16 protein-coding genes are annotated in these 13877 nt (G+C 69.6%); 13 read left to right on the plus strand and 3 right to left on the minus strand.

From position 1 onward, the window contains the following. The first annotated feature begins 24 nt into the window (after window positions 1-24). Entirely contained in the window at window positions 25-1320 is a 1296-nt protein-coding gene (gene purB / locus AMK58_RS11415) for an adenylosuccinate lyase (protein ID WP_035671612.1), read from the plus strand. A gap of 145 nt (window positions 1321-1465) precedes the next feature. Here the strand turns inward: purB and AMK58_RS11420 are convergent, their stop codons facing one another. Then, entirely contained in the window at window positions 1466-1786 is a 321-nt protein-coding gene (locus AMK58_RS11420) for a DUF1476 domain-containing protein (RefSeq protein WP_035671608.1), read from the minus strand. Between the two features lie 152 nt (window positions 1787-1938). On the opposite strand from AMK58_RS11420, the gene AMK58_RS11425 reads away from it, so the two are divergent. The 5 genes from AMK58_RS11425 to AMK58_RS11445 all read left to right on the plus strand — a co-directional run bounded on the left by AMK58_RS11425 (window position 1939) and on the right by AMK58_RS11445 (window position 5390). After that, window positions 1939-2718, plus strand: coding sequence for an NRDE family protein (locus tag AMK58_RS11425; RefSeq protein ID WP_035671602.1), 780 nt, complete (start codon window positions 1939-1941; stop codon window positions 2716-2718). Between the two features lie 116 nt (window positions 2719-2834). Further along, window positions 2835-3599, plus strand: a complete 765-nt coding sequence (purC, locus tag AMK58_RS11430) for a phosphoribosylaminoimidazolesuccinocarboxamide synthase (RefSeq protein ID WP_014239519.1) — start codon at window positions 2835-2837, stop codon at window positions 3597-3599. A gap of 62 nt (window positions 3600-3661) precedes the next feature. Beyond that, a complete protein-coding gene (purS, locus tag AMK58_RS11435) occupies window positions 3662-3904 on the plus strand; it encodes a phosphoribosylformylglycinamidine synthase subunit PurS (protein ID WP_014239518.1) in 243 nt (80 codons plus the stop codon). Window positions 3905-4050: 146 nt separating this feature from the next. Beyond that, window positions 4051-4704 carry a DNA-3-methyladenine glycosylase family protein gene (locus AMK58_RS11440; protein ID WP_051140103.1) on the plus strand — a complete coding sequence of 218 codons (654 nt, stop codon included), beginning with the start codon at window positions 4051-4053 and terminating at the stop codon, window positions 4702-4704. Beyond that, a complete protein-coding gene (locus AMK58_RS11445; protein ID WP_051140102.1) occupies window positions 4701-5390 on the plus strand; it encodes an MOSC domain-containing protein in 690 nt (229 codons plus the stop codon). The genes AMK58_RS11440 and AMK58_RS11445 overlap by 4 nt, the downstream gene beginning before the upstream one ends. Before the next feature lie 4 nt (window positions 5391-5394). Here the strand turns inward: AMK58_RS11445 and AMK58_RS11450 are convergent, their stop codons facing one another. After that, the gene (locus AMK58_RS11450; RefSeq protein ID WP_035671593.1) at window positions 5395-6570 is read right to left on the minus strand and encodes an MFS transporter; all 1176 of its coding nucleotides are present in this window, start codon (window positions 6568-6570) and stop codon (window positions 5395-5397) included. 116 nt (window positions 6571-6686) lie between these two features. Between AMK58_RS11450 and AMK58_RS11455 the strand changes: the two genes are divergently transcribed. The 7 genes from AMK58_RS11455 (at window position 6687) to rarD (ending at window position 13211) form a co-directional block, all read left to right on the plus strand. Next, entirely contained in the window at window positions 6687-7583 is an 897-nt protein-coding gene (locus tag AMK58_RS11455) for a LysR substrate-binding domain-containing protein (RefSeq protein WP_035671591.1), read from the plus strand. Window positions 7584-7682: 99 nt separating this feature from the next. Beyond that, entirely contained in the window at window positions 7683-8387 is a 705-nt protein-coding gene (gene purQ, locus AMK58_RS11460; protein ID WP_014239512.1) for a phosphoribosylformylglycinamidine synthase subunit PurQ, read from the plus strand. A 32-nt stretch (window positions 8388-8419) separates the two neighbouring features. Continuing rightward, window positions 8420-10600, plus strand: a complete 2181-nt coding sequence (gene purL, locus AMK58_RS11465; RefSeq protein ID WP_051140106.1) for a phosphoribosylformylglycinamidine synthase subunit PurL — start codon at window positions 8420-8422, stop codon at window positions 10598-10600. 298 nt (window positions 10601-10898) lie between these two features. Then, complete coding sequence (locus AMK58_RS11470; RefSeq protein ID WP_035671673.1) at window positions 10899-11138, plus strand: BolA family protein; 240 nt, start codon at window positions 10899-10901, stop codon at window positions 11136-11138. Window positions 11139-11199: 61 nt separating this feature from the next. Then, window positions 11200-11541, plus strand: a complete 342-nt coding sequence (gene grxD, locus AMK58_RS11475; RefSeq protein ID WP_014239508.1) for a Grx4 family monothiol glutaredoxin — start codon at window positions 11200-11202, stop codon at window positions 11539-11541. Window positions 11542-11683: 142 nt separating this feature from the next. Then, window positions 11684-12118, plus strand: a complete 435-nt coding sequence (locus AMK58_RS11480; protein ID WP_035671585.1) for a hypothetical protein — start codon at window positions 11684-11686, stop codon at window positions 12116-12118. Window positions 12119-12218: 100 nt separating this feature from the next. Beyond that, entirely contained in the window at window positions 12219-13211 is a 993-nt protein-coding gene (gene rarD, locus AMK58_RS11485; RefSeq protein ID WP_059398907.1) for an EamA family transporter RarD, read from the plus strand. A gap of 6 nt (window positions 13212-13217) precedes the next feature. On the opposite strand, the gene AMK58_RS11490 is transcribed toward rarD, so the two are convergent. After that, window positions 13218-13877, minus strand: a complete 660-nt coding sequence (locus tag AMK58_RS11490) for a TetR/AcrR family transcriptional regulator (RefSeq protein ID WP_035671582.1) — start codon at window positions 13875-13877, stop codon at window positions 13218-13220.

Consider the following 13877-nt stretch of genomic DNA (forward strand, 5'->3'; position numbering starts at 1 on the left):
GTCCGCCATCCCCCGGAGAGTCCGATGATCCCCCGCTACACCCGCCCCGAAATGGCCCGCATCTGGGAGCCGGAGAACCGGTTCCGCATCTGGTTCGAGATCGAGGCGCACGCCTGCGACGCGCAGGCGGAGCTGGGGGTCATCCCGAAGGAGGCCGCCGCCGCCGTGTGGGAGCGCGGCAAGTGGGAGATCGACCGCATCGACGAGATCGAGCGGGAGACCCGCCACGACGTCATCGCCTTCCTGACCAACCTCGCCGAGCATGTCGGGCCGGAGGCGCGCTTCGTCCACCAGGGCATGACCTCGTCCGACGTGCTGGACACCTGCCTCGCCGTGCAGATGACCCAGGCCGCCGACCTGCTGCTCGACGACATGGACAAGCTGCTGGCCGTGCTGAAGCGCCGCGCCTACGAGCACAAGGACACCGTCACCATCGGGCGCAGCCACGGCATCCACGCCGAGCCGACGACCTTCGGCCTGAAGCTGGCCGGCCATTACGCCGCCTTCGCCCGCGGGCGGGAGCGTCTGGTCCAGGCGCGCGCCGACATCGCCACCTGCGCCATCTCGGGTGCCGTCGGCACCTTCGCCAACATCGACCCGCGGGTCGAGCAGCACGTCGCCGCCAAGATGGGGCTGACGCCGGAGCCGGTGTCCACCCAGGTCATTCCGCGCGACCGCCACGCCTTCTACTTCTCGGTGCTGGGCGTCATCGCCTCGTCGATCGAGAATCTGGCCGTGGAGATCCGCCACCTGCAGCGTACCGAGGTACGCGAGGCGGAGGAGTATTTCCATCCGGGCCAGAAGGGCTCCTCGGCGATGCCGCACAAGCGCAACCCGGTGCTGTCGGAGAACCTGACCGGTCTGGCGCGCATCGTCCGCGCCGCCGTCGTCCCGGCGCTGGAGAACGTCGCCCTGTGGCACGAGCGCGACATCTCCCACAGCTCGGTCGAGCGCATGTTCGGCCCCGACGCCACGGTGACGCTGGACTTCGCGCTGGCCCGCCTGACCGGCATGATGGACAAGCTGGTGGTCTATCCGGAGCGCATGCAGAAGAACCTGGACGACCTGGGCGGCCTGGTCTTTTCGCAGCGCGTCCTGCTGGCCCTGACCCAGGCCGGGATGAGCCGCGAGGACAGCTACAAGGCGGTGCAGCGCAACGCCATGCAGGTGTGGGAGAAGGGCGGCAACTTCCTCGACCTGCTGTCGTCGGACGCCGACGTGGCGAAGCACATCTCCCGCGAGACGCTGGCCCCGATGTTCGACATGACCTACCACACGAAGAACGTCGACATGGTGTTCAAGCGCGTGTTCGGCGAGTGATCGGTCGGGGGCTTCGCTGATGCTCGGAGCCCCCACCCTTCCCACGGCTTCGCCGCGGGCCCCTTCCCTCCCCCGCTTCGCAGGAGAGGGAGCTTTTATCCCCTCCCCTGCGAAGCGGGGGAGGGTCAGGGTGGGGGCGAGCCCCTTACTCCGCGTGCACCTGCACGCGCGCGACGTCCAGCAGACGAGCCAGTTCCTTCTCCACGCGGTGGTCGGAGATGTCGACGCCCCTGGCGTGCAGGTCGGCGGCCAGGCGGTCGCGGACGTCGTGCGGACCGGTGGCCGCGATGTCGGCGTCGATGATCTGGCGGACATAGGCGTCGGCCTCGCCACCGGTCAGACCCAGCAGCCCCGCCGCCCAAAGACCCGCCAGCCGGTCGCGGCGCGCGCGAATCCTGAAGAGCAGGTCCTGGTCATGCTGGAACTTGTTCTCGAAGGCCCTCTCGCGCTCGTCGAAGGTCGTCATGGGACCCGGCTCCTTGGATTGGTTTTGCGCTCCCAGATACAAGACTATATAGCCGGTGGAACGGGCGTCGTCATCGCCCCCACCCACCGGCCAATCGGCGAATCCGGCGTGCGGCGACATACCCAAGAGGGAAGCGGAAGGCAAGATTCCCCATGTGCAGCGTGATCCTCCTGCGACGACCGGACGCAACATGGCCCCTGATCCTGGGCGCCAACCGCGACGAAATGGCCGGGCGGCCCTGGAAGGCGCCGGCGCGCCACTGGCCCGACCGCCCCAACGTCGTCGCCGGGCTGGACGAGCTGGCCGCCGGCTCCTGGCTGGGCATGAACGACGAGGGCGTCATCGCCGCCGTGCTGAACCGCATGGGCACGCTGGGGCCGGAGGCCGGCAAGCGCTCGCGCGGGGAGCTGGTGCTCGACGCGCTCGATTTCGCCGACGCGGCGGAGGCGGCGGAGGCCATGGCGCAGCTCGACACGCGGGCTTACCGCCCCTTCAACCTGCTGATCGCCGACAACCGCGACGCCCGGCTGCTGGTCCATCGTGGCCCCTCCCCGCGCAACCGGCCGGAGGTGGTCGAGATCCCCGAGGGCGTCCACATGGTCACCGCCAGCGACCTGGACGACGTGGCGGAGGACCCGCGGCAGGCCCAGTATCTGCCCCTTTTCCAGCGCGCGGCACCGCCCGACCCGGAGCGGGGCGAGGCCGGAGACCGGTGGGGCGGCTGGCCGGAATTGCTGGCGAGCCGCATCTGGGACGACGGCGGGCGGGGCGAGCGCGGGGCGATGAACTTCCTGCTGCCCACTGGCTTCGGCACGGTGTCGAGCGCGCTGATCGCCCTGCCCGCCGTCGAGCGCCCGGACCTCGACCCGGTCTGGCACTTCGCCGCCGGCCGCCCGCACGAGGCGCCGTGGCAGTCCGTCTCCTTCGGGTAGGTGTGGCCGCGGACCCCGCGCATTGTGTTCCCTGGGCCAGCTTGCTATATCACTCGTGCATATCCCCTGGACCGGTCACCCATCGGCCCGGGCTACACGTTTTTGGACGATCTCTCATGACACGACGTCGGCGCATCTACGAAGGCAAGGCGAAGGTCCTGTTCGAAGGTCCCGAGCCGGGCACGCTGGTGCAGTACTTCAAGGACGACGCGACCGCCTTCAACAACCAGAAGAAGGGCATCATCACCGGCAAGGGGGTGCTGAACAACCGCATCTCCGAATACCTGATGAGCCGTTTGTCGGAAATCGGCGTGCCGACGCACTTCGTGCGCCGCCTGAACATGCGCGAGCAGCTGGTTCGCGAGGTCGAGATCATCCCCATCGAGCTGGTCGTGCGCAACACCGCCGCCGGCTCGCTGTCCAAGCGCTTCGGCATCCCCGAGGGGACCCCGCTGCCGCGCTCGATCATCGAGTATTATTACAAGTCCGACGAGCTGAACAATCCCATGGTCACCGAGGAGCACATCACGGCCTTCGGCTGGGCGGCTCCGCAGGACCTCGACGACATGGTGGCGCTGTCGCTCCGCGTGAACGACTATCTGTCGGGCCTCTTCCTCGGCATCGGCCTGCGGCTGGTGGACTTCAAGCTGGAGTTCGGCCGGCTGTGGGAGAACGAGGAGATGCGCATCGTCCTGGCCGACGAGATCAGCCCGGACAACTGCCGCCTGTGGGACATCAAGACCAACGAGAAGCTGGACAAGGACCGCTTCCGCCAGGACCTCGGTCAGGTCGAGGAGGCCTACCAGGAGGTCGCCCGGCGCCTCGGCATCCTGCCCGAAGGCGGCCCGGTGGACGTCAAGGGTCCCAAGACGGTTCAGTAAACGACGGTCCAGTAATCAGTTTTCCCCTTACCCATCAGCACCATCAAGCGAGCGGACATCCGATGAAGGCGAAGGTTCACGTCACCCTCAAGCGCGGCGTTCTCGACCCCCAGGGCAAGGCCATCGCGCACGCGCTGCACACGCTGGGCTTCGACGGCGTCGAGGACGTCCGCGCCGGCAAGGTCATCGAGCTTCAGCTCAAGAGCACCGACGAGGCCGCCGCCCGCAAGGAGGTCGAGGCCATGTGCAGCAAGCTTCTGGCCAACACCGTGATCGAAGACTACGCGATCGAGCTGGTGGCCTGAGTTTTCCAATTCCCTCTCCCCTCTGGGGAGAGGGTTAGGGTGAGGGGGGCCCGGCATCTGCCGCGCTCTACGGTCCCCCGACATCCCCCTCACCCGGCCCTGCGGGCCACCCTCTCCCCAGAGGGGAGAGGGAATGGGGGCCCACCATGTCCATCGACCATCTCTCCACGCTCGATCCCATCTTCGCCGAGTCCCTGCGCGTCGGCGGCCCGACGGTGCGCGACTTCCGCCGCCCGGACGGCTTCTCCGGCCTGCTCTGCCTGATCATCGAGCAGCAGCTCTCCACCACGGTTGCCGCGGCGCTGTGGGCCAAGCTCCAGGCCATGGTCGGGGTGGTGACGCCCGACGCCATCCTGGCCCTGCCCGACGAGGATCTGCGGGCCTGCGGCCTGTCGCGCCAGAAGATCGGCTACGCCCGCGGGCTGGCCCAGACCGTCGCAGAGGGGCGGCTGGACTTCGACGCCATTCACAAAATGGACGACGAGGAGGCCATCGCCGCCCTGATCGCGCTGAAGGGCATCGGGCGCTGGACCGCCGAAATCTACCTGATGATGGCGATGGACCGCCCCGACATCTGGCCGGTCGGCGACCTCGCCATCCAGCTCGGCGTGCAGCGGCTGAAAGGCTGGGCGGAGAAGCCGACCCAGGCGCAGCTCCTCGCCGTCGCCGAGCCCTGGCGCCCGCACCGCAGCCTCGCCGCCAAGCTGGTGTGGCACCATTACGTGGCCTTGCAGGAACAGGCCAGAGCCCTGAAGACGGCCAAGAACAAGAAGACGCCCAAAGGAAAGACGACACCGTGACCGAGACCACCATCACCGCCGTTCTCGTCGGCAAGGCCGCTCCCTTCGGTCCGCCGGGACGCACCAGCGCCATCGCCAAGTCCCCGGTGGACGGCCCGCGCGCGGTTGGCCCCGAGGGCTTCCTGGATGACGAGCAGGCCGACCGCCGCGTCCATGGCGGGCCGGACAAGGCCATCCACCACTACCCGCTGGACCACCACCCGGCGTGGCGGGACGAGCTGGGCGGGGACGTGCCGCTGCTCGGCCAGCCCGGCGCCTTCGGTGAGAACCTCGCGACGCTGGGGCTGACCGAGGCCGACGTCTGCGTCGGCGACCGCTTCCGCGCCGGCACCGCCCTGCTGGAGGTCGCCCAGGCCCGCCAGCCCTGCTGGAAGCTGAACCACCGCTTCGCCGTGCCCGACATGGCCAAGCGCGTCCAGACCACCGGGCGCACCGGCTGGTACTATCGCGTGCCGGAACCCGGGCAGATCGGTCCCGGCGACCGGCTGACCCTGGTCGAGCGTCCCTACCCGCACTGGACGCTCGCCCGGCTGCTCCACGTCCTCCATGTGGACACGCAGAACCGCGAGGCGCTGGCGGAGATGGCCGCCCTGCCGGTGCTGGCCCAGAGCTGGCGCACGCTGGCCGAGCGCCGGCTGACCCAGGGCGTCGAGGATTGGAGCAAGCGCCTGAACGGCGGAGACTGATCCCTCAGCGGCGGGCGGTCGCCCACAGCACCCCCGCCGCGCCCACCGCCACCAGCGCCAGGACGGCGGAGAGCAGAAGCGCCGCCGTCTCCCCCGCCCGCTCGATGATCACCGCGTAGCCCATGGGCGCCAGCGCGGCGGCGTAGAAGCTCGGCACCAGCAGCCGCCCGACCGTCCGGCCGTAGCTCTGCGGGTCGAACAGCACCAGCGGCAGCGTGCCGCGCACGATGGTCGCCAGCCCGGCCCCCGCCCCGAACAGCAGCGAGAAGGCGACGCCGGCGGCCAGCACCGCGCCGCTCCACAAGCCGATGATGAAGCCGGGCAGCAGCAGGCCGCAGGCGAGCAGCGCCAGGACGGTGGGATGCAGGCGCCCACCGGACAGCACCTCGCACAGCCGGGCCGAGGACTGACCGACGCCGCGCACCGTGGAAATCCACACCGCCGCCGCAGGCGCCGCCCCCAGCCCGACCAGGATACCGATCATGTGCGCCGACATCGCCGAGGTCAGCACGCCGACCGCCGTGGTCATCACCATGTAGAACACAGGCGCCACCCAGGCCCGCCGTCGCGGGTCCGCCGTCCCGGCGGGCTCCGTCCCGGCCGGCGCCGGCGGGCGCACGTAGCGGTCGGACGGGATGGCGGCGTGCAGCGGGATCGTCAGAAGCGCGATCACCGCGTAGGCGACCAGGGCGCCGCGCCAGCCCCAGGCGTCGGCCATCGCCTGCCCCACCGGCCAAAGCACGGTGGAGGCCAGCCCACCCAGCAGGGTGATCTGCGAGATCGGCACCCGCGCCAGCGGGCCGCCCAGCCGAGCCAGCGCGGCAAAGGCCGCCTCGTACAGGCTCGCCCGCATCGCCAGACCCAGCACCAGCCAGGACGCGTAGTAGCTCACCAGCCCGGTGGAGGAGGCCAGCCCCAGGCACCCCGCCGCCGTCAACAGCGAACCGATGACCATCACCGGGCGCCCGCCCCAGCGGTCGATGGCCCGCCCGACGCTGCCCGACACCACGCCCATGACCAGCAGCGCCGCCGTGAAGCCGCCGAAGGCCACCGGCAGGCTCAGGCCCAGGTCGGCGGCCATGGGGTTCCCGAAGATGGCGATCAGGTAATAGGAGATGCCCCAGCACAGGAGCTGCGAGACGCCGAGGAACCAGACCAGCCGGCGGGTGATGTGCGACATGACGGACCAGGGGATGACGGGCCAGGAGGCGACGGAAAGCGGCAGGCACCCTAGCCAGCCGCTCGGACACCGACAAACGACTTGTCTTCCGCCAACCGGTGAGAAAAACTCAACGGATGCCGTCCCGTCTTCCCCCGCTGAACGCCCTGCGCGCCTTCGTCGCCGCCGCCCGCCATTCCAGCTTCCGCCTCGCCGCGGAGGAGCTGAACGTCACCCCCGGCGCGGTCAGCCGCCAGATCCGCAGCCTGGAACTCTTCCTCGGCATCGCGCTGTTCGACCGCAGCCAGCGGCAGGTCCGGCTGACCGAGGCCGGGGCGCGCTACTTCACCCGCATCGCCGACCTGTTCACCGAGATCCAGCAGGCGACCGACACGCTGCTCGACGGCGACGGGCGGCGGACACTGCGGGTGGACTGCATTCCGACCTTCGCCATGCACTGGCTGCTGCCGCGCCTGCCCCTGTTCCAGCAGCGCTTCCCGGAGCTGGCGGTGTCGCTGTCCACCGCCCCCGGCCCGATCGACATCGGCCGTCCCTTCGACTACGCCATCCGCCGCGACCCCGCCCATTTCGCCGGGCTGAAGCCGCTGCCGCTGATGCGCGAGCATTGCGTGCCGGTGTGCAGCCCCTCCCTGCCGGGGCTGGAGACGCTGCGCAGCCCCGCCGACCTGACCCGCCGCACGGTCATCACCATTCGTGCCCGCGCCGACCTGCTGCCGGCCTGGAGCACGGCGCACGGGCTGGAGCTGGACGCCTTCCGCAGCCGGATGGAGGTCGACCACACCTACTTCGCCATCCAGGCGGCGGAGGACGGGCTGGGCGTCGCCATCGTGCCGCGGCTGTTCGTGGAACGCCCGCTGGAGACCGGGCGGCTGACCGCGCCGCTGGGGGCCGAGGGGGTGGTGTCCGGCCATTACTACCTGCTGGAAAGCCGCCAGCGCGGCCACACCGAGGCGCCGGCCTTCCCCGATTGGCTGCGCGAACAGGCCGCCGCCGCGTCAACGCAGGGCCGATAAGGGAGAATGGCGGGGTCCTTGCCCTTGCTTTGGCGGGGCGGGGCCTTTAGTGTCCGGCCTCGAACCGTTCCCCCCACGACGCCGGATTTTCCAAGCCCCATGAAGGCCGCCGTCATCGTTTTCCCCGGCTCCAACCGCGAACGCGACGCCGTCGCCGCGCTGGAGGCCGCCAGCGGAACCAAGCCGCATCTGGTCTGGCACCGCGACACCGAACTGCCCAAGGTCGATCTCATCCTCGTGCCGGGCGGCTTCTCCTATGGCGACTATCTGCGCTCCGGCGCCATGGCGGCGCACTCGCCGATCATGCGCGAGGTCAAGGCGCGGGCCGATCAGGGCGTGCGGGTGCTCGGCATCTGCAACGGCTTCCAGATCATCACCGAGGCGGGGCTGCTGCCCGGCGCGCTGATGCGCAACGCCAAGCTGAAGTTCATCTGCCGCACCGTGCATCTGCGGGTGGAGAACACGGACAGCCCCTTCACGGCCAAGTACCGCAAGGGCCAGATCGTCCGCTACCCGGTGGCGCACGGCGACGGCAACTACTGGACCGACGCCGAGACGGTGAAGCGGCTGGACGGCGAGGGCCAGGTGGCCTTCCGCTACGTCAGCGACGAGGGCGACGCCGCCCCGCGCTGGAACCGGAACGACTGGAACCCGAACGGTTCGCTGGACAACATCGCCGGCATTTTCAACGCCAAGCGCACCGTGCTCGGCCTGATGCCGCACCCCGAGGACGCGGTGTCCGCCTTCCATGGCAACACCGACGGCAAGCCCATGTTCGATGGTCTGGTGGAGGCCCTGTCGTGACCACCGCGCAGCAGCCCGCAGTCTCCCTGGAGATGGCCCGCGAGTTCGGCCTGTCCGAAGGGGAATACAACAACGCCCTGGAGATCCTGGGGCGCCAGCCGACCTACACGGAGCTGGGCATCATCTCGGTGATGTGGTCGGAGCATTGCTCCTACAAGTCGTCGAAGAAGTGGCTGATGACGCTGCCGACCACCGGCCCGCAGGTCATCTGCGGCCCCGGCGAGAACGCCGGCGTGGTCGATGCCGGCGACGGCGACGCCATCATCTTCAAGATGGAGAGCCACAACCACCCGTCCTACATCGAGCCCTTCCAGGGTGCGGCGACGGGCGTGGGCGGCATCCTGCGCGACGTGTTCACCATGGGCGCCCGGCCCATCGCGAACATGAACGCGCTGCGCTTCGGCGCGCCCGAGCATCCCAAGACCCGCCATCTGGTGTCGGGCGTGGTGGCCGGCATCGCCCATTACGGCAACTGCGTCGGCGTGCCGACGATCGGCGGCGAGACCAACTTCCACCCGGCCTACAACGGCAACATCCTGGTCAACGCGATGACCGTGGGCGTCGCCAAGGCCGACCGGATCTTCTATTCGGCGGCTGCCGGCGTCGGCAACCCGGTGGTCTATGTCGGCTCCAAGACGGGCCGCGACGGCATCCACGGCGCCACCATGGCGTCGGCCGAGTTCAGCGAGGATTCGGAGGAGAAGCGCCCGACCGTGCAGGTCGGCGACCCCTTCACCGAGAAGCTGCTGATCGAGGCCTGCCTGGAGCTGATGGAGACGGACGCCATCGTCGCCATCCAGGACATGGGTGCGGCCGGTCTCACCTCCTCGTCGGTCGAGATGGCCGGCAAGGGCGGGCTCGGCATCGAGCTGGTGCTCGACGACGTGCCGATGCGCGAGGAGGGAATGACCCCCTACGAGATCATGCTCTCCGAAAGCCAGGAGCGCATGCTGATCATCCTGAAGCCCGGCCGCGAGGACGTCGCCAAGGCGATCTTCGACAAGTGGGAGCTGGACTTTGCCGTGATCGGCACGCTGACCGACACCGGCAAGTTGGTCATCAAGATGCACGGCCAGACCTGGTGCGACATGCCGATCGCGCCGGTGTCCAACGCCTCGCCGCTCTACGACCGCCCGTGGGAGCCGACCCCGGCCGCCGCGGAGCTGGAGGACGCCGTGCGCGCACTGCCGGCGGACAAGACGCTGGGCGACATCCTGGAAACGATCATGTCCTGCCCCGATCAGGCGTCCAAGCGCTGGATCTGGGAGCAGTATGACAGCCTCGTGAACGGCGACACCCGCTTCATGTCCGGTCAGGCCGACGCGGGCGTGGTGCGGTTGCCCGGCCAGAGCAAGGGCATCGCCGTCACCACCGACTGCACCCCGCGCTACTGCCTCGCCGACCCGGTGCGCGGCGGCGCCCAGGCGGTGGCCGAGGCCTACCGCAACCTGTCCGCCGTCGGCGCCCTGCCGCTGGCCGTCACCGACAACATGAACTTCGGCAACCCCGAGAAGCCGCGGATCATGGGCCAGTTCGTCGGTGCCATCCAGGGCATGGCCGACGCCTGCCGCGCGCTGGACTTCCCGGTCGTGTCGGGCAACGTGTCGCTCTACAACGAGACCAACGGCGAGGCGATCCTGCCGACCCCGGCCATCGGCGCCGTCGGCCTGCTGCCGGACGCCATGATCGCCGTCGGCATCGCCTTCAAGAACGAGGGCGACACGATCCTGCTCGTCGGCGAGGGCACCGGCCATCTCGGCCAGTCGCTCTACCTGCGGGAGATCCTGGGCCGCGAGGACGGCCCGCCGCCGCCGGTCGATCTGGCGGTGGAGCGCCGCAACGGCGAGTTCGTCCGCGGCCTGATCGCCGAGGGTCTGGTGGTGTCGAGCCACGACATCCAGGACGGCGGCCTGCTGGTCACCGTGGCCGAGATGGCCATGGCCGGCGGCATCGGCGCTACCCTGTCTGGCCTCGACGGTGCGGACGCCGGCACCCTGTTCGGCGAGGACCAGGGCCGCTACGTCCTGGCCGTCCGCGCCGACAAGGCCGCCACGGTGCAGGAGAAGGCCAAGGCCGCCGGCGTGCCGGTGAGCGTGCTCGGCAAGACCAACGGCACGGCCCTGACCGGCCGCGGCGGCGAGGCAATCACCATCGCCCGCCTGAAGGCGGCCAACGAGGCCTGGCTGCCCGGCTACATGGCCGCCGCCGAGTGATCGGACGCGGTTGAGGGTTGAGGAACGGAAGGCCGGGCCATCGCCCGGCCTTTTCGTTTTGGGGCGGAGTCTTGCCCCCACCCTTCCCACGGCTGCGCCGCGGGCCCCTTCCCTCCCCCGCTATCGCAGGAGAGGGAGTTTCAGTCCCCTCCCCTGCGAAGCGGGGGAGGGTTAGGGAGGGGGCGAGTGCTTCGCACCGCGGAATGTCGTCGCTTCTCCGGTGACAAACCCGGCCGGTCCGCCTAATTATACGGGCAGCGCCCGCATGGGCAGGGTTTGACGGAACAGGATGACGGCCATGGCGATGGAAGCCGCGGTGATCGAGAAGCTCATCAGGGAAGGCATCCCGGACGCGACGGTGGAGATCGCCGACCTGCGCGGCGACGGCGACCATTACGCCGCGCTGGTCACCTCCGCCGCCTTCAAGGGCAAGTCGCGCGTGCAGCAGCACCAGATGGTCTACGCCGCCCTCCAGGGCCGGATGGGCGGGGAGCTGCACGCCCTGGCCCTGACCACCGCCGTGCCGGAAGGCGTGTAGGACGGCGTCCCCGCAAGACACCCCCGCAAGACACGACCACATCGTAAGAAGGCCGAGAGACATGGTTGACCAGAACGTCAAGGATCGCATCGAGCAGGACATCAAGGGCAACGATGTCGTGCTGTACATGAAGGGCACGCCCGTCTTCCCGCAGTGCGGCTTCTCCGCTGCCGTCGTCCAGGTGCTCAGCACCGTCGGCGTGAAGTTCAAGGGCATCAACATCCTGGAGGACCCGGGCCTGCGCCAGGGGCTGAAGGATTACTCGAACTGGCCGACCTTCCCGCAGCTCTACGTCAAGGGCGAGCTGGTCGGCGGCTGCGACATCGTGCGCGAGATGTACGAGTCGGGCGAGCTGCAGTCGCTGCTGGCCGACAAGGGCGTCGCGACGGGCGCCAACGCCTGATCGGCCATACCCGTCGAAGGGATGTGACAAAGGGCTCCGCCACCGCGGAGCCCTTTTCCTTTTGTGGAACAGGCCCCGGCCCGCCTTTGTTTTTCCATCGACGAACCCGCGGAGGTGTCGGCACGGAAAAGGAGGCCTGGTCATGGACAAGCGCGTGTTCCCAGCGGCGGCGCTGCTGGCACTGATGACTTTTCCCGTTCACGCACAAGGCCAGGACGGAACGGTCCCGAAACAGGAACGGCTGACCGCGTGCCGGGACGAGGTGTCCCGCTTCTCCGACCTGTTTCTCGGCGACAAGGTGGTGGCCGGCGGGCGCAACCACACCGCCCTGACCGGTGAGCAGAAGGACCGGCTGCGCGGCCTGCTGGGCGAGGCGCGATCCGCCGCCGGAAAGGGCGATCCGGACGGCTGCGTGGACCGGCTGCGTGAGGCCCGCGCGCTGGTCCGCAACGAGGGCGTCGGCACCAACGTCCCGATCGGCCGGGGCTCGTCGGGGTCGTCCGGATCGATGCCCCGGAACGCAGCGCCCACCGGCAGTGGAAGCGGAGGCGGCACCGCAGGCGGCGGAGGCGGCTGAGCGGGAAAACCCACGCGGGAAATACGGCATTCCCGGCGCGCAGTGCGGGCATGAGGGGGCGTTCCTATCGCCCATTTCTTGGGCATGGTAAAGGGAAGCCATGGCCCAGACCCCCTCCCCCTCCTTGCCGCAGGCCGACGGGCGCAACCCCGCCACCCTGGGCTTCGCCGCCGCCCTGACCGCCTTCCTGATCTGGGGTGGACTGGCGCCGATCTTCTTCAAGCAGCTCGGCAACGTCGGAGCGGTGGAGGTCGTCGCTCACCGGGTGCTGTGGACCGTGGTGCTGGTCGGGCTGTGGCTGGTGCCGACGCGCGGCCTGTCCGGCATTCTGCGCGAGGTGGGAAGCTGGCGGCGGCTGGGCATCTTCCTGGTGACGACGGCGCTGATCGGCAGCAACTGGACCATTTTCATCTGGGCCGTGAACAACGGCCATTTGGTGCAGTCCAGCCTCGGCTACTATATCAACCCGATCATCAACGTGCTGCTGGGCATGGCCTTCCTTCAGGAGCGGCTGTCGAAGCGGCAGGGCGTCGCGGTGGTGATCGCGGCGGCGGGCGTGCTGAGCCTCGTCCTGTCCTATGGCGAGGTTCCCTGGGTGGCGCTGTCGCTGGCGCTGTCCTTCGGCGTGTATGCGCTGGTCCGCAAGAAGGCGGCCATCGACCCGGTGATCGGGCTGCTGGTGGAAACCGTGCTGCTGGTGCCGCCGGCCATCGCCTATCTGCTGTGGCTCAACGCCCACGGGCTGGGGAATTTTGGCGTCCACGGGCTGGGCACCGACCTGCTGATCATCCTGACCGGCCCGGTGACGGCCATCCCGCTGGTGCTGTTCATGGTCGGCGCCGCCCGGCTGAAGCTGTCGACCATCGGCATCCTGCAATACATCAGCCCGACCGGGCAGCTGCTGCTCGGCGTCGCGGTCTATGGGGAGGCCTTCACCTCCTCCCACCTGCTGGCCTTCGTGTGCATCTGGGTGGCGCTGGCGCTCTATTCGGCGGACGCCCTGTTCACCCATCGGGCCGCCCGCGCCGAAGCCCGGGCGGAACGAAGCCGAGCGGAGCAGGCGCGCGCCGCCGCCGCCTGCCGCGCCGATTGAGGTGGCTCAGGCCCGCGGCGCGAGGCCGTGGGCCATGGTGTGGGCGAGCGTCTTCACCACCTCGTTGACGCGGTCCGGGCAGCGCCCGAACACCACCTGATCGAGGAAGCCCAGCCCGAAGCTGAGCGTGGCGATGCCCGCCGCAACGTGGGCGAGGTCGGCGTCCGCCGCGATTGCCCCGCGCTCGCGGAAAACCTCCAGCCGGCTGAGCAGGCAGGGGATGCGGCTTTCCGACAGGGTGCGGGCCATCTCGTTGGCGATGTCCGGATCGACCAGCGCACGGGCCAGCATCACCCGCGTGAAGTCGCGGCACTTCCAGGCGTGGCGGAGCTGGTGCAGCAGGAAGGCCGCCAGATCCTCCTCCAGATCGTCGCCGGGCGGCGGCATGGCGCAGCCGCTCCCCTCCTCGCGCCCGTAGCGCTCCACGACGGCCAGCAGCAGGCCCGCCTTGCCCGAGAAATAGCGCTGGATGAGCTGCTCGTTCACACCGGCGCGGCCGGCGATGTCGCGCGTGGTCGCGGCGTCGAAGCCGCGCTCGGCGAACACCATCTTCGCCGCGTCCAGCAGGACGCCCTTAGTGGCTTCGCGGTCGCGCTTGCGCGCGGGAGCGTCGGCTCCGGTTCCGCAACAGCCCTCATCAACGGCCGGGGTGTCGGTCTTGTCCAC

Origin of the sequence: Azospirillum brasilense (assembly GCF_001315015.1) — a bacterium.
Taxonomy (GTDB): domain Bacteria; phylum Pseudomonadota; class Alphaproteobacteria; order Azospirillales; family Azospirillaceae; genus Azospirillum; species Azospirillum brasilense.